This window comes from Chryseobacterium sp. DT-167, assembly GCF_058310155.1.
In genome coordinates, this window is record NZ_JBZEEQ010000003.1 from 219,572 (window position 1) to 241,937 (window position 22,366).

Here is a 22,366-nt window from a genome sequence, read left to right on the forward strand (position 1 = left end):
AAAAAAATTGTTATTATGAAAAAGCTAATTTTAGGTATAGCTATCGTTTCATCGGCGTTTGTTTTCGGACAGAAGCAGGATGCAAAAGATGTAAATGCGCAATTACAGGCTTCTAATAAAGCAGCAATGGATGCTTATCAGGCAAAAAATTATACCGTAGCTGCACCAAAGTTTTTAGAGGTTTATAATTTGATGAAAGCAAATGGTCAGGACGATAAAATCTATATGTATTATGCAGGATTAAGCTATGCTCTTGCAAATAATATCGATGAATCCATAAAAATTTATACTGATTTAATTAATTCGGGTTATACAGGGGTACAAACACAGTATACAGCAAAAGCTGTAAAAACTGGCGAAGTAACTCCACTTGATAAAAATACCTGGGATCTGCTGAAAAAATCATCTTCAAAAGATTATACAGATTTTAAAACAGAGCAGACCAAAAGTGTTGAGCCGGATTTGTACGAAACTTTGTCAACATTACTTTTGAATGCTAAAAAGAATGACGAAGCTTTGGCAATTATTGAGAAAGGTTTGGCAAAATACCCTAACAATGCAAAATTGAAAGAATATCAGGGTTCAGCTTTGTATGCTACAGGGAATACTGATAAATTTATGACAAATCTGAAAGAGCAGTTGGCCAAGAATCCTAATGACGGAACCAATTGGTACAATTTAGGAGTTTTACAGTCAAAAAATCCTGCTACTACAAATGATGCGATTGCTTCATTCCAAAAAGCGATTCAGCTTGCCTCTAATGATCCAAAATTATCTAACAATGCTAATCAGAATTTAGTATATACACTCATTGGTGATGATGCTAAAGCGGTTGAAAGCATCAACGCTTTAAGAAAATCTAATCCGGATGAAGCTACAAAGTTAATTGAAGAAAGAAGAGATAGATTTAATAAAGCTTTGCCTTACGCAGAGAAATGGTATCAGACAAATCCTGAAAGTATTGATGCTGTATCAACTTTGAGAGAGATCTATGGCATAACAAAAAATCAGGCAAAAGCCACTGAAATGAAAGCTAAAGAAGCTGAACTTCAGGCAAAACAACCAAAATAATTTCAAGCAATTGAATTTTAATATCAACCGAAACAGATTTGTTTCGGTTTTTTTCTTTATTTAAAAAGATTCAGAATTCAACAAGTTTATACACGATTATCATCGGAAATCAACTTAAAATTTCTTTGTAATTCCGTATCTTTGGGAAAAATTTTTACAAAATGATCGAGTGGAAAACCGTCAGAGAATACGAAGATATTACCTATAAAAAATGCAATGGTGTTGCAAGAATTGCCTTCAACAGACCTGAAGTTCGTAATGCTTTCAGACCAAAAACAACCTCAGAATTATATGATGCTTTTTATGATGCTTACGAAGATTCATCGATAGGTGTAGTTTTGCTTTCGGGTGAAGGACCAAGTACCAAAGACGGAGGCTGGGCTTTTTGCAGCGGAGGTGATCAGAATGCAAGGGGTCAGCAAGGTTATGTAGGTGATGACGGAAGACACCGATTAAATATTTTGGAAGTTCAGCGTTTGATCCGTTTTATGCCAAAAGCTGTGATTGCTGTGGTTCCGGGTTGGGCAGTTGGTGGTGGTCACTCTCTTCACGTAGTTTGCGATTTGACGTTAGCAAGCAAAGAGCACGCTATTTTCAAACAAACTGATGCCGATGTGACAAGCTTCGACGGTGGTTATGGTTCTGCTTACCTGGCGAAAATGGTCGGGCAGAAAAAAGCCCGTGAAATTTTCTTTTTAGGAAGAAATTATTCAGCTCAGGAAGCTTTGGAAATGGGAATGGTCAATGCCGTGATTCCTCATGACGAACTGGAAGATACTGCGTACGAATGGGCACAGGAAATTTTAGCCAAATCTCCTACCTCGATCAGAATGCTGAAATTTGCAATGAATCTTACAGACGACGGAATGGTAGGTCAGCAGATTTTTGCAGGTGAAGCAACTCGTCTGGCTTACATGACGGAAGAAGCAAAAGAAGGCAGAAATGCGTTTCTTGAAAAAAGAAAGCCTGATTTCGGAAAAGATCAGTGGATTTCATAAAACTATAACATGACTAAATTTATCCTACAATATAGTCAACAACTTAAGCTCTTACAGATTCAGCAAATTCTAAAGATTATAACAATAAGTCTGCTTTACTTGCAAAATCTGTGAGAGATTTATAATCACATGGAACAAAACTTTCAAAACCGTCAGATTTTTGATCTGGAAATTCCGGATTTCAGCGATTTGAAACTCATATCGGTCTCACCAAAGTATCTTCAGATTATTTTGTTGAATCTCGGTCTGTTCACAATTTTTATAATCGGGGCGGTTGCGGTTTCTTTTTACTTTTTTTATTTTAATCTGAGCTTATTTCAGGTTTTGACAATCATTATCGGAATTTTTCTGATAGTTATTTTTATTTATCTGAATGTTCTCATTGGTTTTAAATTCAGGAAATATGCGGTTCGTGAAAAAGATATTATTTATCAATACGGCTGGTTGAAACGAAGCATAATTATTATTCCGTTCAACAGAATTCAGCATATCAAAGTAGAACAGGGATGGTTTTCTAAAATATTGAATCTAAAATCAATCTCTGTTTTTACAGCCGGTGTAAGTGGTGGAGATATTACAATAAATGGTCTGCCTGAAGACACTGCAGAAGGAATTAACCATCTTATCAGAGGAAGAATTTCGACCGAAAAAACAGAAGATGGAAGAGAAGCTTAACTCTTTTTTTCAGCCACAAAGACAGTCAAAAACAGGCATTATACTGCTTTTTCTGTATAATATCGGCATGGTAGTCAAAAACTTATGGGTGTTTGTCATTCTTTTTTTTGTCAGAAAAGATAATATTGCTTCGTGGATGATTTTTCCTGCGATCATTGTTGCGCTTTTGATCTTAATTGTATCTGCAGTTTTGCAATACTATCATTTTAAATATTATATTGATGAAGAAAACGAAGAGTTTGTCATTCACGAAGGAATTATAAATACATCGGTCACTAAAATTAAAAGGCAAAATATTCAGGAAGTCAATATTTCACAACCCTTTATTCATCGCTTTTTCAATATCTACAAATTAGAAATCGATACACCGGGAAGTTCAAAAAAAGAAGTAAAGATTTCGGCATTGACGAAAAAAAATGCAGTTGATCTTAAAAAATATCTTCTAACTGAAAAAAACACGGTAGAATTTCAAGAAACGCTGTCGTATAAAGATATCAACGAAGTTCATTCTATCAAAATATCTGCTCTCAGTATTTTAAAATACGGAATTACTGCAAATTATGTCCGAAGCTTTTTAGCATTGGTGAGTTTAATTATTTATGGCTTTTCCGAACTTGCGAATTTATTGAGAAAAACAGAGTTTGAGACACAATTAGATTATAATACCGTAGAATCGCAGTTTATGACCTTCTCTGTTCCTGTAATTCTAGGAATTATTTTAGCAGCCATCATTCTAGGGATATTAATAAATACAGTCCGTACAATTATCAAATTTTTCAACTTTAAAATCACCGAAAACAATCGCAGCTTTTCATTTGAATACGGCTTATTCAATACCCGGAATTCAATTGTAAATAAGTCAAAAGTACAGGTCGTTACCGAAACTCAAAACTGGCTTCAGAAGAAAATGAAGATTTCTTATTTAAAATTTCTTCAGATCGGGAGAAGTGAGGAAGAGGATCAAAAAAATGTGGCAGCCGTTCCCGGAATCAGTCACAATGAAAAATCAAAACTGATTGCATCGATTTGGAGAGAAAATCCCGTTTTTGAAGATCATCTGAATCCCAATTTCAGATTAATTATTATCAACACTTTTCAATGGATTGCGGTTCCATTACTCTTGATTTTTATTTTTGAAAAAACACTTATAGTAAATTACTGGTATTTAACAGTCATTTATATTGTTTTGGCAGAGCTGATTATCTTAATTTCTTTCAGAAATTTTAAATTATTTTACAGTGAAAGATTTATCAGGTTAAAATCAGGAATTTGGGATATTGATACACGAACTTTTGAGGTGGAAAAACTTCAGACTGTGAAAATTTCTCAGTATTTTTGGCAAAGAAAAACAAACTTAGGAAGTATCACTTTTTATACGTCTGCAGGACGTTTTAAAATGGTAGCCTTAGATTTTCTGAAAATCAGAAAACTGCTGAATTACTGTATTTATAAAATTGAAAATTCTAAGAATAATTAAATAAAATTTAATGTCAGACTGGATAAAAGCTGCAAGGCTGAGAACGTTACCGCTTTCTTTAAGCGGAATTATTATGGGTTCATTCATCGCAAAGTGGAGACTTTGGGGTGAAGGCGGAACCTGGAACTGGAAAATTTTTGCTTTGGCACTTTTGGTTACTTTATTGTATCAGATTTTGTCAAATTATGCCAATGATTATGGCGATGGAATAAAAGGAACCGATGCAAAAAGAGCATCTGAGGCAGAGACAAGAGCTGTAGCTTCCGGGAAAATTACGGCAAAACAAATGAGAAATGCTGTAATTTTGTTTTCCATATTATCTTTTGTGGCAACTATTGCTTTGTTATACATCTCTTTTATTCCTGAATATATGAATGAATTTTACATCTTCATAGGATTGGGAGTAGCAAGTATTTTAGCGGCAATAGGGTATACAGTAGGTAAAAAACCTTACGGGTACATGGGATTGGGAGATCTTTTTGTATTTGTGTTTTTTGGTTTGGTTTCTGTTTGCGGAAGTTATTTTCTGTTTACAAAAACATTCAGCTGGGATATGCTTTTGCCGGGAACAGCGGTCGGAATGATGAGTATGGCGGTTCTTAATCTCAATAATATGAGAGACATAGAAAGTGATAAATTATCAGGAAAAAACAGTTTTGCTTTAAGGATAGGTTTTAAAAATGCCATGATCTACGAAATGGTTTTATTGCAGTTTCCATTGATTTTAATACTAATATTTTTAGCAGTAAACGGATTTTTACAGTCGCAGAATTACTATGTTTTTATAGTAATGATTTTACTAATTCCATTTGCAAGACTGAGAAGAAAAATAATGGAAGTGAAAGAACCACGACAGCTTGATCCGTTTTTGAAACAGGTTGGAATTCTTACCTTTATGATGGCTGTAATGACGGCTTTCGGACTTAATTTTTTTAAATAATATTATTTAATTTTTTGCCGATTCTAAGATTAAAAATTGGTGTAATTCGTGAAAAATATTAGTGCTATTAGTGTTTAAAATAATTCAAAATAAATAAAATGAAAATACAATATTTAGGACAAAACTGTTTCCTATTCACTTACAAAGACAAAACAATTCTTTGCGATCCTTTTTACAATTACAAAAAAGCAGAATCAGGATTTGATATTTCGGCTCAGAAAATCGATTATATTCTTTTGACTCACGCTCACGGAGATCACATTGCTGACGTAGGAGAGGTTTTGCAACATTATCCGGAAGCTACAATTATCGGTCAGCCTGAGATTTGTGCTTACTTCAAGGATGCTAAAAATAAAGATGATGTAAACTTGGGAGGGTCTGCAAAAATCGACGATCTTAAAATCTCTATGGTTCCGGCTCATCATACAAGTTCGTTTCCTGATGGTAGCTATGGTGGGGTTCCTGTAGGGTATATTTTCAGACTTCCTGAAGGTAAGAATGTTTATTTGGCAGGAGATACGGGAGTAATGGCAGATATGCAGTTGTTTCCACAGTTATTCGGAAATTTAGATTTATCAATTCTTCCAATTGGTGGTCATTACACGATGTGTTCAAGAAAAGCAGCTTTTGCAGCTTCAGAATTATTGAAAACTCCGAAAGTGATCGGATGTCATTTTGATACATTTCCTGCGATTGAAATTAATCATGAAAATGCAATGAAAAATTTCAGCGAAAAGAATGTGGAACTGATTCTTCCAAAATTGGGCGAAAGTTTCGATATATAACAAAAAAATTAAGAGATTAAGTAATTTAAATAAAATCATCTTAATCTCTTAACTTATAAAAATAAAAAATGGCAAGCTACCTAAATCACACCGCTACGACCAATTACCTTTGCTGCGTTCCCACCCTGGAGGATTCTCAGGAGCTGGTTGTTTAGGACTTGCCGTTGCAAAGATAGGAATTAATTATAAATTTGGAAATATTATTACGGAAAAAACTATTTAAAAATGCTTTGTCAGAGCTAAACTGCTGAAATTTAGGGCAATATTTTTAATATTTTTTCGAAAAAATTTAATTATGACGAAAAGTCCAACCACATTAGGAATTTTATTATTTGGAGCTACAATGCTGATTTTCTTTGTAGTATACTATTTTTTCTCTGGAATCACGTATTTCGAGACTTCTTTAAAAGTTAACGCATTTATTCTGCCTATTTTTTATGCTTTAGCAGCATTTTGGTCTGTAAAATCCCGTTGGAATGATCATAAAATGGGCTTCAGAGAAGCCTTTAAAAGAGCGTTTACTCCAATGTTTATCGGCGGAATTTTATCAATTGTGAGTATTTTTGCATTCCTGAACTATGTAGATACCGATGCAAAAAAATTGCTCAATTATCAATACGTTCAGAGACAAAAATCAGAATTGGATAAAGAATATTATTCTGCTAAAAAGATTCTTAAACATCAAAAAGATATTGATGAGCTTGAGCAAAAATACAAGGAAGGTCTTCAGAGATTTGATCCTAAAACAGTTAAAGGAAAAGATATGTTGACAGCCAGTCATTTTTCAGGATATTTTGCCGCAATTCTTATATTTTACGTAGTTTTGTCAGTATTTTTTGGGGCGTTTTTCAGAAAGAAAACAATGCCTGAACAAATCATTGAAGAGTAATTTTTTATTGAAATTAAATGAATTTATCTATAGTTATTCCGTTGCTTAATGAGGAAGAATCTCTCGAAGAGCTTTTTACAAGAATTGATAATGTCTGTAAAACCAGCAACTTGTCGTACGAAGTTTGGTTCATCGACGACGGAAGTACAGATTTATCGTGGAGCATTATTGAAAATTTAAAAGTGCAGCATCCACAGATCCACGGAATAAAATTTTCCAAAAATTATGGAAAATCACAGGCTTTACATGCAGCTTTTGAAAGAACAAACGGTGATGTCATAATTACAATGGATGCCGATTTGCAGGATTTTCCAGAAGAGATTCCTGAGCTGTACAGAATGGTGGTTGAAGATAATTATGACATTGTTTCCGGCTGGAAAAAGAAACGTTTTGATAATGTAATGACCAAAAATGTACCTTCAAAGCTATTCAATGCTGCAGCAAGAAAAGTTTCCGGAGTGTATTTACATGATTTTAATTGTGGTCTGAAAGCATATAAAAAACAGGTCGTAAAATCAATCGATGTTTACGGGGATATGCACCGTTACATTCCGGTTTTGGCTGCTAATGCGGGTTTCAGAAGAATTACCGAAAAAGAAGTTCCTCATCAGGCAAGACCTTACGGAACCTCAAAATTCGGAACTGAAAGATTCGTTCGTGGATTTTTAGATTTGGTAACACTTTGGTTTGTAAGCCGTTTTGGTGGAAGACCCATGCATTTTTTTGGTGCAGTAGGAACTTTAATGTTTATCATCGGATTTCTTTCAGCGCTTTGGCTGGGAGTTTCAAAATTAATTGATGTTGCGAGAGGAATTTATGGACATTTAATCACCAATAATCCTTGGTTTTTTATCGCATTAACGATGATGTTGATGGGAACTTTGTTATTTATTGCAGGATTTTTGGGTGAAATGATCATCAGAACAAACAGAGAGCACAAAAATTATAATATTGACGAAGTGATATAAGATGAAAAAGATTTTTTATATACTTTCATTTTTCGCTTTGGTTTCTTGCGGGAAAATTTCACCAAAAGGAAATCTTGAGAAAAAGGATATTGATGTCGAAGAATTTGTCAATTTAGATTTAGAAGGAAAATTCCGTGTATTCTATGCAAGAGGTCCGAAAAATTTTGTTGAGATAGAAACTTATCCCAATATTGCTGATAATCTGGATGTTGACGTAGATGACAAAACACTTTCGATCAAAGAAAACAGAGGTACAAAAGGAGTAGATTTTTACAATGTAACTATTTACTCCAAATATAATCTGGAAAAAGTTTCTCTTTCAGATTTTGTCGAGATGAATATCTCCAGCGAAATTAAAACCGATAATTTTAGACTCAATTTAAAAAATAATGCTACTTTTATGGGCTCGGTCAACACGAGAAGAGCAGAAGTTGAAATGATGAATCGAAGCCGTGCTAATTTTTTGGGTGAAACTAAAGATGCAGTGATAAAAATCTCTGATACAGCAAGTTTGATTGCTCCGTATTGGAAAATTGTGAATCTAAACATAGACTCCAAAAACGGAAATTATGCAGAAGTTAACGTAAAAGATTCGTTGAAAGGAAACATTCAGAATACAGCTAAATTTTTGTATTATAATGATCCGATCAGAGCTTTTAAAGTTGAGAAAACGACGAGAGTTGAGAATAAAAAACTTCAGTAGAATTTCTAAAATATATTTATATAAGTAGATGAGAACTCTTTTACTATTTTTAATCCTGATCGCAATGTGCTCAACATCTTGTGTATCAACAAAAGTGAGTTCCAAAAATAATTTTGATTATTCTGTTTTGAGAAGTAATTCAAAATATATTATTGAAACAAAAGACGGAAATAAAATAAGACAGTTTGAATTTTTAAACCAGACCGAAAATGCGATTATCGGAAAACAAGAAAATTCAGAAGTTCAGATTGAGAAAAGTAATATTAATAAAATTTTAAAGCCGAGTACAGGAAAGACAATTCCTCTGATCGTGGGAATAGTGGGAGCTGCAGTTGTAATACCTGCTTATATTGGTAATAAACCTGTTGGACAATAATAAATAAACTATAAATAATGTCAGAAATATCAACCATCGATAAAGCCAAATTATGGCTTTCAGATACATTTGACCAGGAAACAAAAGATGCAGTTCAAACATTAATCGACAGCAATTCTCCAGACTTGGAAGATTCTTTTTACAGAGAATTAGAATTCGGTACAGGAGGAATGCGTGGAATTATGGGTGTTGGAACCAATCGTTTAAATAAATACACGTTAGGTCAAGCAACACAGGGACTTGCGAATTATATGTTGCAGCAATTTCCAGGTGAGGAAATCAAGGTTGCGATTGCGTATGACGTTCGTCACAACTCAAAAGAATTTGGAAAACTGGTTGCGGATGTTTTAACGGCAAACGGAATTAAGGTTCTTCTTTTTAAAGATCACAGACCAACTCCTGAATTGTCTTTCACCGTTCGTGACAAAAAATGTAACGGAGGAATTGTGTTGACCGCTTCTCACAATCCGCCAGAATATAACGGTTACAAAGTATATTGGAACGACGGTGCGCAAATTGTTCCGCCACATGATGAAGCAATTATCAATGAAGTATATTCTGTGAAATTTGAAGAAATTAAATTTGACGGAAACGATGATCTGATCGAATGGATCGGAGAGGAGCAGGATGATGTTTACATCGACGCCTGTATCGAAAATTCTACATATCAGGATGTTGGGAAAGGAAATTTGAATATTGTTTTCACATCAATTCACGGAACGACTTATACAACCGTTCCCAAGGCTTTGGAAAAAGCCGGTTTCAAAAAAGTTGATTTGGTTAGAGAACAAATGATTCCAAGCGGAAATTTCCCAACAGTAGATTCTCCGAATCCGGAAGAACCTGCAGCTTTGGAAATGGCAATGGATTTAGCTAAAATCACCAATGCAGACATCGTAATCGGAACAGATCCGGATGGCGACAGATTGGGAATTGCTGTGAGAAATCTGGAAGGTGAAATTCAATTGCTGAATGGAAATCAGTGTAATACCATTTTGACGTATTATATTTTAGACCAATTAAAAAAACAAAATAAAATTACCGGAAAAGAATTTATCGGTTCTACCATCGTGACTTCAGATATTTTCTTTGATATTGCAGAAAAATTTGGAGTTGACTGCAAAGTGGGACTGACAGGTTTTAAATGGATCGGAAAAATGATCCGTGATTTTGAAGGTCAGGAAAAATTTATTTGCGGTGGTGAAGAGAGTTTCGGATTTATGACGGGAGATTTTGTTCGTGATAAAGATTCTTGCGGGAGTATTGTTTTAGCCTGCGAGATTGCAGCTTGGTGCAAAGCCAACGGAAAAACCATGTATGAATATCTTATCGAAATTTATCAGGAAACCGGAATGTATTATGAAGGTTTGGTAAACTTAGTAAGAAAAGGTAGAGACGGAGCGGAAGAAATTCAGAATATGATGAAGAATTTCCGTGAAAATCCTCCGAAATCATTGGCTGGTTCACCAGTGGAAGAAGTAAAAGATTTTAAAGAGCAAACTAATTTTGTGGTTTCTGAAAATAAAAAACATGTGATGGATGACATTCCAAAATCAAATGTGCTAATTTATTACACACAAGACGGAACAAAAGTTTGTGTAAGACCTTCAGGAACAGAGCCTAAAATCAAATTTTATATTTCTGTAAAACAAAATTTAAACTCAAAAGAAGATTTTAAAACCACATTAAAAGCTTTGGAAGCAAAGATAGAGGAAGTAAGAAAAGATCTTCAGTTAAATTAATAAGAATGTAGAGATTAGATTCACTGCGTTTTTTATGACGTTTTGAATCTAATTTCTGGTTTCTAAAATTCTAATTCTAATAATAAAAAAAGTGAAAGTTTCAAAATTAGCGGCGAACCTGATCGGTTCTGAAATTGTAAAAATTGGTAATGAAGTAAATGATTTAAAGGCAAAAGGAGCAGAAATAGCCAACCTTACCATTGGCGACCTGAATTCTAACCTGTATCCGATTCCGGCAGAGTTGAAAGAAGAAATTCAGAAAGCGTATCAGAATAATTTAACAAATTATCCGCCTGCAAACGGACTTTTATCTTTAAGAAAAGAAGTTTCTAACGATCTTAAAAGAAGATGGAATCTTGATTATGATGCGAATGATATCTTGATCACAGCAGGTTCTAGACCATTGATTTACGCCGTGTACAAAGTAGTTGTTGATGAAGGTGATAAAGTAATTTACCCTACACCATCTTGGAACAACAACCATTACGCATATCTTACATCGGCAGATGCAATTGAAGTAAAAACAACTCCTGAAAATAACTTTTTGCCGACAGCAGCAGAACTTAAGCCACATCTAAGCGGAGCTGTTTTGTTAGCGCTTTGTTCTCCGTTGAATCCTACAGGAACAATGTTTACTGAAGAGCAGCTTTCAGAAATCTGTCAGCTTGTTTTAGAAGAAAACAAAAGGAGAGGAGCAGATGAAAAGCCATTGTATATAATGTATGATCAGATTTATTCAAATCTTACTTTTGGAGCAAAACATGTTGATCCCGTTTCACTTTTCCCTGAAATGAGAGAATTCACAATTTATATTGACGGTATTTCAAAATGTCTTGCTGCAACCGGAGTGCGTGTTGGGTGGGGATTTGGTCCTGCAAATATCATTGATAAAATGAAAGCACTTCTTACTCACGTTGGAGCTTGGGCACCAAAACCGGAACAGGAAGCTACTGCGAAATATTATCAAAACTCTGACAATGTGGATACTTTCGTTAATGAATTTAAAGGAAAGCTTGAAGCTAGTTTAAAAGTTCTTCACAATGGAATTCAGGATCTGAAAGGAAAAGGTCTTGCTGTAGAAAGCATTGAACCGATGGGAGCATTGTATCTGACAATTAAATTAGACTATATCGGAAAAATAAAACCAGACGGAACTGTGATTGAAAATTCTTCAGACCTGGTATTTTATTTAATCAATGAAGCAGGAGTAGCTTTAGTGCCTTTTTCAGCTTTCGGAGAGGCAAAATCTGAGCCTTGGTTCAGGGCTTCAGTGGGTGGTTTAGATATCACTGAAATTGAAGTAATGATGCCAAAATTGGAAAATGCTTTAAATAATTTGAAATAAATTAAATTTTTTTTTTTAATTTTATAAAATGTTGATTCTTTCATTAGAGTCAACATTTTTTTAACTTAATTAACACAAATGAACAACGAAAAAAATGATTCCAACAATGGGTTGGATTCTCAGCCCCACGGTGAAACCCCTCAGAATCAATATTATTTTTCCGAATCTGCACATTCTCTTGCGGAAAATTCTAAAATTGATTCTGAAGAAAAAATTCCTGTAACCGAAGGAACAAATCAGGTTTCTCAACCAATTGAAACTAAAAAGAAAAACCCCTACAAAATTGCATTTTATGCTTTAGGAAGTGTTATTATTCTCGGATCTGCATCTTTTTTTGGATATAAATATATGAAACAGAAGGAAATTCCTGTTGAAATAAACCAATGCCTCGATACAGATACCAAAGTTTATGATGCTTACAAAGATGCAGTGGTGCTGGTCAAACATCAATACGGCTATTTTGCGAAAATAAACGGAAAAGAATTTCAACTTACAGTTCCGGAAGCTATGGAAGAAACCATTTATGGAACAGGTTTTTTTATTGATAGAGAAGGTTCTCTTCTGACAAACACTCATGTTTTGCAACCATGGAGTTCCAATGACGCACAAAACGAAAAGATTCAAACCAACATTTCAAATATGAGGATGAAAATTGCATCAATCCTTACTACAGATGTTTCCGAAGACGATTACGAAAGTTTTATTCTCCGAAATTGGGAAAATGCAAGTGCAAATCAAGAAGAAGAAGGTGAGTATGTTGAAAATGACGAAGAAACAGAAAATAATTCCGGAGAAGAATTTGTAGCTTCTTCCGATTCTCAAATAGATTCTACAACTGCGGTGATGGATATTGCAGCTTCAATTCCTCAAAAAGAATATATTTCTGAAGAAAATATTGAAGTGTATATGAAAACAATTAATATTTCTGTAGCATTGCATGATTCCAATGAAGAATGGCTGAATTGTGATATTGTTAAAATCTCGGATGATGCAAATATTGATTTGGGAATATTACAGCTTCTTGACAAAAAAACTCCTGAAAGTGTTATTAATATTATTAATCTGGATAATATGATAATCGACGATAAGTCATTAAAGCCGGGTGAAAAGGCGATTATGATCGGTTATCCTCTCGGTGTAGATTTGGCGCAGACCAATTCGGGAATTAAAGTCCAGCTTTACAACGGACAAATAAGTAAAGAATCAGACGGAAATAAAATTCAGTACAGTATTACTTCCACACACGGGGCAAGCGGCGCGCCAGTTTTTAATAATTGCGGTCAATTGATTGCTGTTAATTTCAGTGGAGTAGATGAGATTCAGGGATTTAATTTCGGGATTGTTGCTAAACAAATTCACACTGTCTTTAAAACTCATGTTGCTGAAATAAAATCTAATAATTAAAATAAGAAACACATTTTTTATATGAATAAAATTTTAAACATCTGTGCATTAATGATTTTCAGTGCAGTTTTTTCACAGATTCCCACTTTGGAAATTGAAAATCAGAAAAAACATTCTGTCATTTTGCAGGAAGCAAAAATCGACACTAAAATTTTGGGAAATCTTGCAACAACAACCGCAACATACACTTTTTACAATCCAAGCAGCAGAATTTTAGAAGGGAAACTAACTTTTCCTCTTCCGGAAGGAGTTTCTGTGAGTGGATACGCTTTAGATATTAATGGAAAACTCAGAAACGCAGTTCCTGTTCCGAAAGAAAGAGCAAAAGAAGTTTTTGAAAGCGTTGAGAGACGAAATGTAGATCCCGGAATTATCGAGAAAGTGGAAGGAAATAATTTCAGAACGAGAATTTATCCGATTCCACAGAACGGAAGCAGAACAGTTCAGATTACTTATCATCAGGAACTGAAGAATTTAGTTTCTGATTATCAGTATTTTTTAAGCTTTGCCAACGCAACGACCATTCCGAAATTTAGTTTGAATGTTTTGATTCATGAGAATACTTCGGTTCCGAAAATTTTAGAAAATCCTGATGGGAATTTTTCTTTTCAGAAACAGGGAAATCAATGGATTGCAGAAATTCATAAAGACAATTTCACGCCTCATGAAAGTCTTAAAATAACAATTCCGAAGACGAACCAATCTGCGAATGTGCTATTTCAGAAAGCTTCGGATAACAAATCTTATTTTGCAGCAAGTATTGCAATGAATTTTCCTGTAAAAGAAAAACCAAAATCTCAAAAAATCGCCATTATTTGGGACAATTCTTTTAGCGGATCAAAAAGAAATCGAGATAAAGAACTTGATTTTCTAACTGCGTATTTTGCTGATAATAAAGATGTTTCGGTGTCTTTTGTTTTATTAAATAATACTTTAGAGAAGACAGAAGAATTTACAATAACATCAGGAAACTGGAGCGAACTGAAAAGAAAAATTCTGAATATAAAATACGATGGTGGAACTGATTTCGGAGCTTTAAAAGAAATTCTGAATGTTGAAGAATATCTTTTATTTTCTGACGGAATTTCAAATTTTGGAGATCTTTCAATAAAATTCAAAAGACCGATCAATAGTATTTCAAGTACACCGACTTCAGATTTCAATACTTTAAAACTTTTATCTTCACAATCTGGCGGAAATTTTATCAATTTAAATGAATTAGATATAGATTCAGCTTTAAAAACATACAAAAAACTTCCCGTAAAGTTTTTAGGATTTAAAGAAAATCTGGTGATTCAGGATGTATTTCCGACAATTGGTTCTGCGGTTAATGAGCCTGTCAATATTTTCGGAATTTCATTAGCAAATTTGGGAAAACTGACTGCTGTTTTTTCTATCGGAAATAATAAATATGAAGTTCCTGTAGATTTTAATGCAGGTTCTCAGGTTGAAAATTGGCAGATTGCTCAGTTTTGGGCTCAGAGAAAAATCAATGAACTGGAACTGAATTCTACCCAAAACAGAAATGAAATAAAAAATATCAGCGAACAATTTGGTGTAGTGAGTAAAAACACAAGTCTTATCGTCTTGGAAGATATTAATGATTATGTACGGTACAAAATCAGTCCGCCACAAGAATTGCAAGCTGAATATCAAAAAATTGTTTCTCAGAATAAAGGAAGAGTTTTAGAACAGCGAAGAAATCTATTGTCTAAAGCTTTTGACAAAACCAAAGAATTAAAAACTTGGTGGAATACAGAATTTAAACCTTCAGAAGAGAAAAAATATCCAAAAATTTCTAATCAATCGGTAAGAGATACTCAAATAGAAGATATTGTTGTTGTAGGATATAATAGTGTATCAAAAAACGCTGCTCCAATGGAAGAGGTTGCAGACGAAGCAATTGATGTTGTAAACTCTGGGAGAAAATTAGAAGCTGAATCAAAGCCAACAGGTAAAATCACCTTAGTTGATGTTGAAAGCAAGGAAGAATACATGAAAGATTTTCAAAATTTGCAATCTGCTGAAGTAATTTATCAAAAATATCTTGAAAACCGTTCAAAATACGAAAAGCAGGTTTCTTATTATTTTGATATTTCTAAATTGCTTTTCAAAAAGGGAGATAAAGCACTCTCATTGAAAGTTTTAAGTACATTGGCTGAGCTAGATTTAGAAAACGAAGAATTATATAAAACCATCTATTACCTTCTGAAACAGCGCGGTCATTATGATAAAGAACTTTGGATCACGCAGAAAATTCTGGAATGGAGACCTTTTGATTCTCAAAGTCACAGAGATTATGCCTTAGCTTTGGTTGATAATAGAAGACCACAAGAAGCTCTGAATGTTTATAAATCTTTATTGTATCAGGAATTTACTGATGAAATTTCGGTAAGAGACAACGGAATTGAAGAAATTCTGATCATGGAAATCAACAATATCTTGAAACAAAATAAAAATGTTGACGGAAGTAAGATTGATGATCGTCTGAAAGCTGATCTTCCGGTTGATATTCGTGTCGTAATCAATTGGAACAAAGACAATACAGACATTGATCTTTGGGTAACAGATCCTCGTGGAGAAGATTGTTCTTACGGTCACAAATCTACACAAATTGGCGGAAGATTGAGCAACGATTTTACACAAGGTTTTGGTCCGGAACAGTTTTTACTGAAAAAAGCAGTCAAAGGAAAGTATAAAATCAAAACCAATTTTTTTGGCGAAAGACAAAATATGCTTTCGGGACCTACAACCGTGATGGCAGAAGTTTATCTCTACTATTCAGACGGGAGACAGGAACGAAAAATTGCAGTTTTCCAGAGTCAGAAAGAAAATAAACGTGAAAGTGATAGCAAAATTCTCATAGGAGAATTTGAGTTTTAGAAAAAATCATATAAATTGCCGAAGATTTGTACTTCGGCATTTTTTATGGAAGTTTAAGGCAAAATTCATGAGCCGTTTTATTTTTATGGCAGCTTTGTCCGCCTTCCGCTCCCGCTTTTTTGCCTTCACTTCGTTACAGCAAAAAGAGCTCCGCTCAAGTCGGGCTGCAAACAATTCGTCTTTTGTACAAGTTAAGTTTTAATTAGAAAGTAAAGAAAATATATGAAAATTATTGCCGTCATTCCCGCACGTTATGAAGCAAGCCGTTTTCCCGGAAAACTGATGCAGATTCTAGGTGAAAAAACTGTGATTACGACCACTTATCAGAATGTAGTGGAAACTGGTTTGTTTGATGAAGTTTTTGTGGCAACTGATTCTGAAATTATTTTTGAAGAAATTGAAAATAATGGCGGAAAAGCAGTAATGACAGGTCAACATGAAACTGGAAGCGACCGAATCGCAGAAGCTGTTCAGAACATCGATTGCGATATCGTAATCAATGTACAGGGTGATGAACCTTTTCTTAAATTAGAACCGCTGAATCAACTGATTGAAGTTTTTAAGCAAGATGATAATCAGGAAATTTCGTTAGCATCTCTGAAAATACAACTGATTGAAAAAGAAGAGATTGAAAATCCGAATAACGTAAAAGTAATTACAGATAATAACGGTTTTGCTTTGTATTTCAGCCGTTCTGTGATTCCTTTTCACAGAGAAATTTCTTATGACATCAGTTATTTTAAACACATTGGAGTTTACGCTTTCAGAAAACATGCTTTACTTCAGTTCTCAAAACTGGAAATGAAACCTCTGGAAATTTCAGAAAAAATAGAATGCATCCGGTATCTTGAATATGGCATGAAAATCAAATTAATAGAAACCAGTTTTGTAGGAGTAGGAATCGACACTCCGGAAGATCTGGAAAAAGCAAGAAAGTTACTGTAAGAGCCAAGTGTAATGTTAAAAGTTTAATGTTTAAGGTAAAAGAATCCTGCAAAAACCAATATAGTACAAAATTGAACATTTTGTTGCACCCTTAGATTTTTACATTGTTACATTAGCAAAGAAAGGCTTATATTTGAATTTATAAATTGATTGAATGAAGAAATTACTCTTAGTACTCGTCCTGATATTTTCGCAACTTTCTTTTGCGCAGACAGCAAAAGAAATCATTGATAAAAACATAGAATTGTCCGGAGGATTAACAAGTTGGAAGCTTTTAAATTCAGTATTACTTCAAGGGAAAGTAATTTTAGGAGTGAAGGATGAATATCCTATTAAAATTTATCAACAGCGCCCGAATCTTACAAAAACGGTTCTTACAATCAATGGTAAAGAAACTGCTATTGAGGGTTATGATGGAGCAAAGGGGTATGCAATGAACTATGCAACCAATAAACTTCAGGTGTATGGAGAATATATTCCGGAAAGTTTTGATAATGATTTTATCGATTGGGAAAATAAAGGTTTTGCAGCAAAATATTTAGGAAAAGAAAAAGTAGGAGATATCTACTGTCATAAAGTAGAACTTACGAAAAATGTGAACAAAAATTTGTATTACTTCGATACCAAAACCTATATGCTTTTGAAGGAAGTGAAGAGAGAGGAAACACTGATATATTCTGATTATAAAAAGGTAGGAAATCTATTAATGCCTTTCAGAATCGAATCTTCAAGTGCTAAAAAAGACGGAGATTTTGTAATGCTTCTTAATAAAGTGGAAATTAACAAAGCTTTTCCTGCAAATGTTTTTAAGTTTTAAATCTAATTTTAGTATAATCAAATAACGCAGCAGAGCTGCAATTAAAAGTCTATAAAATGAAAAAAATCTTTTTAATACTACTTTCTTTCGTGGCATTTTTTAACAGTTGTGCTCAGAAGAAAAACAATGTATCTAAGGCTAAAAGTAAAGAACTTATGGGAAAAACAATTTACGATTACAAAGTTGACGCTTTGGAAGAAGGAAAAGAGATCAATTTTGCAGATTTCAAAGGAAAGAAAATTTTAATCGTAAACACCGCTTCAGAATGTGGTTTTACCCCTCAATATGCTGATCTTGAGAAGTTATCAAATGAGTATAAAGATAAATTGGTGGTTGTGGGTTTTCCGGCGAATAATTTTGGCGGACAGGAACCGGGAACCAACGTTGAAATCGGAGCTTTCTGTCAGAAAAATTATGGCGTTACATTTCCATTAGCAGCAAAAGTTTCTGTAAAAGGCGATGATACCGCACCAATCTTTAAATATTTAACAGAGAAAGAACTTAACGGAGTGAAAAATACAACCATTTTATGGAATTTTACAAAGTTCTTAATTGATGAAAACGGAAAATTAGTCGATACCTTTATCAGTACTACAAAACCGACTGATAAAGCGATTACTAAGTATTTGCAGTAGAAAATCTTTTGTAATAAATAAAAATCAACTCCGCTTAGAAATTTTCTGAGCGGAGTTATTTTTTCTATAAAAATTGATCATTACAAATCAGCTACTGCTTTTCTCAGCAAATCCAAAAATATTGCCCAATTTTATACTGGAGTAGCCATTGCTTTTTATTTTTGAAGAATTCACCATTGCTTTAGCCAAAACCTCTGTAGGAAGAGGTTTCTGACTTTCAAAAAGTCCGAGTTTATTAGCAAATTTTATGATTCTACTTCCTAAAACTTCCCCGGTTCGTTCAGAATCTTTTCTTTCCAACATTCCTGGTTTGAAAATAGTGATTTTATTAAAGTGGAGTTGTTTTACAGCCTCTTCTAGCTCACCTTTCATTTTAGAATAGAAAATTTTAGACTTAGGGCTGGCTCCGTAAGCTGAAACCAAAATGTAATCATCCACATTATTTTCTTTGGCAGCTTTTGCAAATTCATACTGATAATCAAAGTCGACTTTTTTCTGAGCTTCTTTACTTCCGGCGTCTTTGAGAGTTGTTCCCAGACAAGAGAAGGCAACATCACCTTTTACGAAAATTTTCCATTCTTCAGGTTTTTCAAAGTTGACAACATGCACTTTAAGTTTATCATTTTGAAGATTGAGAGGTTTTCTCACAAAAATATTTACTTCCTCAAAGTCTTTATCATTCAACAGTTGTTTTACCAAATCTTTCCCTGTAGCACCTGTAGCACCGATTACCAAAGCTTTCATAATAAATGTGATTTTTGTGTTGGTATTTTCCTTCTTAAATTTACTAAATTTGATAGAATTATGAAGATTAAAACATAAATAATTTAATCTTCTTAAAATTGATCATTACATACTACCAATTACTCATACTAAATGGATGCCAACCAAATTTTAGATTATTGCCTTTCAAAAAAAGGCGTTAAAGAAAGTTTTCCTTTTGATCAGGAAACACTTGTGATGAAAGTCGGAACAAAAATGTTTCTCTTAATGTCATTAGAAAGACAACCCCTAATCATCAATGTAAAAACCGATCCTGAATGGAGCGCCGAACTTCGGGAGCAATATCCGCAAATCAAAGGAGCTTTTCATATGAATAAAACACATTGGAATTCGGTAGCAGTCGACGGTTTAAGAAGAGAACTTATCTTAAAAATGATCGATCAGTCTTATGATCTGGTGTTTAAATCTTTAACAAAGAAAGCGAAAGAGGAAATTGAAAATTCTTAAAGTTATTTTTCATTCAATATAATCTGATTATTTTTATTCACTTGTGACTTGTATTTAAATATAACTCTCATATAATTAGTTATTTAACATAATAAATTTATCAATAAAAAGTGATAATTGCTATTGTGACTATCACTTTTATTTTTTTTCTTTGAAGCGTTAAACATGATGCGCAAAAAAGTTTAAACACAAATTTATTATTTAATTAAAAAATTTATTTACAATGAAAAATTTTAAAAAATTATCTCGAAATGAACTTAAAACAGTGAAGGCAGGAGAAAAAACAGTTTGGTTTGCAGAAACTTCTTGCGGAGTACAAGCTACTACAACACAAGATTGGGATATGGGACAAGCAAATGATTGGCTTGAAAAGCTTGAAGCATATTACTGTAAACCTGCTTCACAGAGTAATAGTCTTGCATAAATTAATCTTAATCTAAGCACTTATGGTTTAAATTAACATACTATAAGTGCTTTTATCAAACTATTTATGCATTATTATAAAAAACTATTCCAACTATTCGTTTTATTATATAGTATTTTATCTTTTGCTCAATCATATAAAAATGATACTTTGCGGGGTGAATTTACTTATCAGTTTAAAGGTAAATTCGACACAAGAACTGATAATAGGCACGAAGAACTTTTTTCATTACAAATATCTGATAATCGTGCGTTTTTTGTGAGTGCTATATCGCTGGAGGGTGATTCTGTAATGGCGAATTCTGGAACATCGACAAACAATTCCGATGGTAGTACAACTCTTGGTTGGAAAGAAGGAGTAGTAATTCCTAAAACAGATTTATCTTTTACCATAATACAATCGAATGAGAATGTACAATATTTTAGATTGGCAGGTATGTCACTACTTACCTATAAAGAGCCTACTAAGAAAAATTGGAAACTTATGGATGAAACAAAAGTAATCAATACCATCAATTGTAAAAAAGCAGAAATTACCTCTAAAGGAAGAAACTGGATTGCGTGGTATTCACCGGAAATCCCATTTCCTTATGGTCCATATAAATTTAGTGGATTACCAGGATTAATTGTAAAAATAACAGATGACAAAGGAGAATTTGATTTCGAATTGGTGAAATCTGTATCAGATTCAAAATTGAAAGGTAAATTAATTAATATTAAAAAAAACCGATTTACAGAAGCTGTAGAAACAACACAGCGGAAATTGAAACAAGCAGTCAGAAATGCTGATGCAAATGCCGCCGCCGTACTTGCAAGTTATGGAACTACAATTATACAAGGACAGGAAATGTTAAGACAAAGAGAAAAGGAGAGAGAAAAAGCAATTGAAGAAAACAAAAAATATGAAAATCCGATAGAATTAGAAGATTAAAAATAAGAAGGATTTGTAATTCTAATTTTATTTTTAAAACGCAAAATTCTCGGTTAATCTTTTATCTTCATCTAATCTTTCAACTAATTTTTCAAGACCTTCAAATTTAATTTCTTCATGAAGAAAATCTCTGAATTTCACAGTGATCTTTTTATCATAAATATCTTCGTTAAAATCAAGAATGTAAACTTCAACCGTTAATTTTTCACCGTTTACAGTCGGGTTTGTTCCGATGCTTAGCATTCCTTTATACTGTTGATCATTTACTTCAACTTCAACAATGTAAGCGCCTTTCTTAGGTAAAAGTTTGATTGATTCTGTTTCGATATTGGCAGTAGGATACCCGATAGTTCTGCCCAACTTCTTCCCATGAACAACCATTCCGGAAACAGAGTAGAAGTAACCCAGCATTTCATTGGCTTCCTTAATATTTCCATTCAAAAGAGCATTTCTCACTTTCGTAGAACTGATATTGTTTTCATGAATATTAATAGCTTCCATTTGTTCGACTTCAAAATCAAGTTCTTTTGATAATTTTTGAAGCAATTCAAAATTTCCGCTTTTATTTTTCCCGAAAGAATGGTCGTAGCCGATGATCAGATATTTTACATTTAATTGATCAATCAAAATTTGACGTACAAATTCTTCACCGGTAAGGTTTCTGAACTCATCATCAAACTCTTTTACAAATAAATTATTGATGGTATATTTTTCCATCAAAAATTTCTTTTCCTCAATTGTGTTGAGAAGTTTTAAATCTTCATTCGGATTAAAAACAAATCTCGGATGTGGCCAGAAAGTTAGAATTGCCGTTTCTAAATCGTTTTCAGAACCCACCTTTTTCAACTCGTCGATAATGTACTTATGACCAAGATGTACGCCGTCAAACATACCTAAAGACAATGCTAGAGGCTTTTCTGAGTGATAATCATTAAAATTTCTGAAGATATTCAAAACGGAAAAATTTTGACAGCAAATATAAGTATAATGTAACAATGTATCGATATGACAATTTGCCAATGTTTTTCAGCATCAAAATGACCGGTAATTTACTGCATTGGTATATTGCTAAATTGTTTAAAAAAGCATGATAAAAATCTTTTTTTTAGCAATTGCAGGTTTGTCAAGA

General features: G+C 33.5%; 22 protein-coding genes and 1 other RNA gene. 20 read left to right on the top strand and 3 right to left on the bottom strand.

Features of this window, described 5'->3' with window-relative positions; all coding sequences use genetic code 11:
* The first annotated feature begins 15 nt into the window (after window positions 1-15).
* From AC4FQ5_RS05760 to AC4FQ5_RS05785, 6 genes are all read left to right on the top strand, one after another.
* Window positions 16-1,071, top strand: coding sequence for a tetratricopeptide repeat protein (locus AC4FQ5_RS05760; RefSeq protein ID WP_491141535.1), 1,056 nt, complete (start codon window positions 16-18; stop codon window positions 1,069-1,071).
* A gap of 161 nt (window positions 1,072-1,232) precedes the next feature.
* Window positions 1,233-2,069, top strand: coding sequence for a 1,4-dihydroxy-2-naphthoyl-CoA synthase (locus AC4FQ5_RS05765; protein WP_491141536.1), 837 nt, complete (start codon window positions 1,233-1,235; stop codon window positions 2,067-2,069).
* Window positions 2,070-2,198: 129 nt separating this feature from the next.
* Window positions 2,199-2,744 (top strand): PH domain-containing protein, encoded by a 546-nt coding sequence (locus AC4FQ5_RS05770; protein WP_491141537.1) that lies wholly within the window; start codon window positions 2,199-2,201, stop codon window positions 2,742-2,744.
* Complete coding sequence (locus AC4FQ5_RS05775) at window positions 2,728-4,221, top strand: PH domain-containing protein (RefSeq protein ID WP_491141538.1); 1,494 nt, start codon at window positions 2,728-2,730, stop codon at window positions 4,219-4,221. Before AC4FQ5_RS05770 ends, AC4FQ5_RS05775 begins: the two co-directional genes overlap by 17 nt.
* A gap of 10 nt (window positions 4,222-4,231) precedes the next feature.
* Entirely contained in the window at window positions 4,232-5,161 is a 930-nt protein-coding gene (gene menA / locus AC4FQ5_RS05780) for a 1,4-dihydroxy-2-naphthoate octaprenyltransferase (protein ID WP_491141539.1), read from the top strand.
* Between the two features lie 98 nt (window positions 5,162-5,259).
* Window positions 5,260-5,946 carry a metal-dependent hydrolase gene (locus AC4FQ5_RS05785; RefSeq protein WP_491141540.1) on the top strand — a complete coding sequence of 229 codons (687 nt, stop codon included), beginning with the start codon at window positions 5,260-5,262 and terminating at the stop codon, window positions 5,944-5,946.
* Between the two features lie 66 nt (window positions 5,947-6,012).
* Here AC4FQ5_RS05785 and ffs read toward each other — a convergent pair.
* Window positions 6,013-6,110: signal recognition particle sRNA small type (ffs, locus tag AC4FQ5_RS05790), an RNA gene on the bottom strand.
* Between the two features lie 131 nt (window positions 6,111-6,241).
* Between ffs and AC4FQ5_RS05795 the strand changes: the two genes are divergently transcribed.
* From AC4FQ5_RS05795 to AC4FQ5_RS05845, 11 genes are all read left to right on the top strand, one after another.
* On the top strand, window positions 6,242-6,835 hold the full coding sequence (locus AC4FQ5_RS05795) for a DUF4199 domain-containing protein (protein ID WP_491141541.1): 594 nt from the start codon (window positions 6,242-6,244) through the stop codon (window positions 6,833-6,835).
* Between the two features lie 17 nt (window positions 6,836-6,852).
* Entirely contained in the window at window positions 6,853-7,803 is a 951-nt protein-coding gene (locus tag AC4FQ5_RS05800; RefSeq protein ID WP_491141542.1) for a glycosyltransferase family 2 protein, read from the top strand.
* Between the two features lies 1 nt (window position 7,804).
* Window positions 7,805-8,506, top strand: a complete 702-nt coding sequence (locus tag AC4FQ5_RS05805; protein WP_491141543.1) for a GIN domain-containing protein — start codon at window positions 7,805-7,807, stop codon at window positions 8,504-8,506.
* A gap of 94 nt (window positions 8,507-8,600) precedes the next feature.
* Window positions 8,601-8,882: a hypothetical protein gene (locus AC4FQ5_RS05810; RefSeq protein WP_491141544.1), complete on the top strand. Its 282-nt coding sequence runs from the start codon at window positions 8,601-8,603 to the stop codon at window positions 8,880-8,882.
* A gap of 26 nt (window positions 8,883-8,908) precedes the next feature.
* The gene (locus AC4FQ5_RS05815) at window positions 8,909-10,624 is read left to right on the top strand and encodes a phospho-sugar mutase (RefSeq protein WP_491141847.1); all 1,716 of its coding nucleotides are present in this window, start codon (window positions 8,909-8,911) and stop codon (window positions 10,622-10,624) included.
* 91 nt (window positions 10,625-10,715) lie between these two features.
* Window positions 10,716-11,969 carry a pyridoxal phosphate-dependent aminotransferase gene (locus AC4FQ5_RS05820; RefSeq protein WP_491141545.1) on the top strand — a complete coding sequence of 418 codons (1,254 nt, stop codon included), beginning with the start codon at window positions 10,716-10,718 and terminating at the stop codon, window positions 11,967-11,969.
* Between the two features lie 78 nt (window positions 11,970-12,047).
* Window positions 12,048-13,373, top strand: coding sequence for a S1 family peptidase (locus AC4FQ5_RS05825; protein WP_491141546.1), 1,326 nt, complete (start codon window positions 12,048-12,050; stop codon window positions 13,371-13,373).
* A gap of 21 nt (window positions 13,374-13,394) precedes the next feature.
* Window positions 13,395-16,256, top strand: a complete 2,862-nt coding sequence (locus AC4FQ5_RS05830) for a DUF2135 domain-containing protein (RefSeq protein WP_491141547.1) — start codon at window positions 13,395-13,397, stop codon at window positions 16,254-16,256.
* 222 nt (window positions 16,257-16,478) lie between these two features.
* Complete coding sequence (gene kdsB / locus AC4FQ5_RS05835; protein WP_491141548.1) at window positions 16,479-17,201, top strand: 3-deoxy-manno-octulosonate cytidylyltransferase; 723 nt, start codon at window positions 16,479-16,481, stop codon at window positions 17,199-17,201.
* Between the two features lie 154 nt (window positions 17,202-17,355).
* Complete coding sequence (locus AC4FQ5_RS05840) at window positions 17,356-18,018, top strand: histidine kinase (RefSeq protein WP_491141549.1); 663 nt, start codon at window positions 17,356-17,358, stop codon at window positions 18,016-18,018.
* 56 nt (window positions 18,019-18,074) lie between these two features.
* Window positions 18,075-18,653: a glutathione peroxidase gene (locus AC4FQ5_RS05845; RefSeq protein ID WP_491141550.1), complete on the top strand. Its 579-nt coding sequence runs from the start codon at window positions 18,075-18,077 to the stop codon at window positions 18,651-18,653.
* A gap of 87 nt (window positions 18,654-18,740) precedes the next feature.
* Here the strand turns inward: AC4FQ5_RS05845 and AC4FQ5_RS05850 are convergent, their stop codons facing one another.
* Window positions 18,741-19,397, bottom strand: coding sequence for an NAD(P)H-binding protein (locus tag AC4FQ5_RS05850; RefSeq protein ID WP_491141551.1), 657 nt, complete (start codon window positions 19,395-19,397; stop codon window positions 18,741-18,743).
* Between the two features lie 132 nt (window positions 19,398-19,529).
* Here AC4FQ5_RS05850 and AC4FQ5_RS05855 point away from each other — a divergent pair, with 132 nt between their 5' ends.
* The 3 genes from AC4FQ5_RS05855 (at window position 19,530) to AC4FQ5_RS05865 (ending at window position 21,237) form a co-directional block, all read left to right on the top strand.
* Complete coding sequence (locus tag AC4FQ5_RS05855) at window positions 19,530-19,883, top strand: MmcQ/YjbR family DNA-binding protein (RefSeq protein WP_491141552.1); 354 nt, start codon at window positions 19,530-19,532, stop codon at window positions 19,881-19,883.
* Window positions 19,884-20,106: 223 nt separating this feature from the next.
* The gene (locus AC4FQ5_RS05860; RefSeq protein WP_491141553.1) at window positions 20,107-20,307 is read left to right on the top strand and encodes a bacteriocin-like protein; all 201 of its coding nucleotides are present in this window, start codon (window positions 20,107-20,109) and stop codon (window positions 20,305-20,307) included.
* 66 nt (window positions 20,308-20,373) lie between these two features.
* Entirely contained in the window at window positions 20,374-21,237 is an 864-nt protein-coding gene (locus AC4FQ5_RS05865) for a GLPGLI family protein (protein ID WP_491141554.1), read from the top strand.
* 33 nt (window positions 21,238-21,270) lie between these two features.
* Here the strand turns inward: AC4FQ5_RS05865 and AC4FQ5_RS05870 are convergent, their stop codons facing one another.
* A complete protein-coding gene (locus AC4FQ5_RS05870; protein ID WP_491141555.1) occupies window positions 21,271-22,191 on the bottom strand; it encodes a bifunctional riboflavin kinase/FAD synthetase in 921 nt (306 codons plus the stop codon).
* Window positions 22,192-22,366 lie beyond the last annotated feature (175 nt).

Excerpts from the sequence above, each read along its gene's own strand:
- AC4FQ5_RS05760 (WP_491141535.1), top strand. The coding sequence starts at position 16 with ATGAAAAAGCTAATTTTAGGTATAGCTATCGTTTCATCGGCGTTTGTT.
- AC4FQ5_RS05765 (WP_491141536.1), top strand. The coding sequence starts at position 1,233 with ATGATCGAGTGGAAAACCGTCAGAGAATACGAAGATATTACCTATAAA.
- AC4FQ5_RS05770 (WP_491141537.1), top strand. The coding sequence starts at position 2,199 with ATGGAACAAAACTTTCAAAACCGTCAGATTTTTGATCTGGAAATTCCG.
- AC4FQ5_RS05775 (WP_491141538.1), top strand. The coding sequence starts at position 2,728 with ATGGAAGAGAAGCTTAACTCTTTTTTTCAGCCACAAAGACAGTCAAAA.
- menA (WP_491141539.1), top strand. The coding sequence starts at position 4,232 with ATGTCAGACTGGATAAAAGCTGCAAGGCTGAGAACGTTACCGCTTTCT.
- AC4FQ5_RS05785 (WP_491141540.1), top strand. The coding sequence starts at position 5,260 with ATGAAAATACAATATTTAGGACAAAACTGTTTCCTATTCACTTACAAA.
- AC4FQ5_RS05795 (WP_491141541.1), top strand. The coding sequence starts at position 6,242 with ATGACGAAAAGTCCAACCACATTAGGAATTTTATTATTTGGAGCTACA.
- AC4FQ5_RS05800 (WP_491141542.1), top strand. The coding sequence starts at position 6,853 with ATGAATTTATCTATAGTTATTCCGTTGCTTAATGAGGAAGAATCTCTC.
- AC4FQ5_RS05805 (WP_491141543.1), top strand. The coding sequence starts at position 7,805 with ATGAAAAAGATTTTTTATATACTTTCATTTTTCGCTTTGGTTTCTTGC.
- AC4FQ5_RS05825 (WP_491141546.1), top strand. The coding sequence starts at position 12,048 with ATGAACAACGAAAAAAATGATTCCAACAATGGGTTGGATTCTCAGCCC.
- AC4FQ5_RS05830 (WP_491141547.1), top strand. The coding sequence starts at position 13,395 with ATGAATAAAATTTTAAACATCTGTGCATTAATGATTTTCAGTGCAGTT.
- kdsB (WP_491141548.1), top strand. The coding sequence starts at position 16,479 with ATGAAAATTATTGCCGTCATTCCCGCACGTTATGAAGCAAGCCGTTTT.
- AC4FQ5_RS05840 (WP_491141549.1), top strand. The coding sequence starts at position 17,356 with ATGAAGAAATTACTCTTAGTACTCGTCCTGATATTTTCGCAACTTTCT.
- AC4FQ5_RS05845 (WP_491141550.1), top strand. The coding sequence starts at position 18,075 with ATGAAAAAAATCTTTTTAATACTACTTTCTTTCGTGGCATTTTTTAAC.
- AC4FQ5_RS05850 (WP_491141551.1), bottom strand. The coding sequence starts at position 19,397 with ATGAAAGCTTTGGTAATCGGTGCTACAGGTGCTACAGGGAAAGATTTG.
- AC4FQ5_RS05855 (WP_491141552.1), top strand. The coding sequence starts at position 19,530 with ATGGATGCCAACCAAATTTTAGATTATTGCCTTTCAAAAAAAGGCGTT.
- AC4FQ5_RS05860 (WP_491141553.1), top strand. The coding sequence starts at position 20,107 with ATGAAAAATTTTAAAAAATTATCTCGAAATGAACTTAAAACAGTGAAG.
- AC4FQ5_RS05865 (WP_491141554.1), top strand. The coding sequence starts at position 20,374 with ATGCATTATTATAAAAAACTATTCCAACTATTCGTTTTATTATATAGT.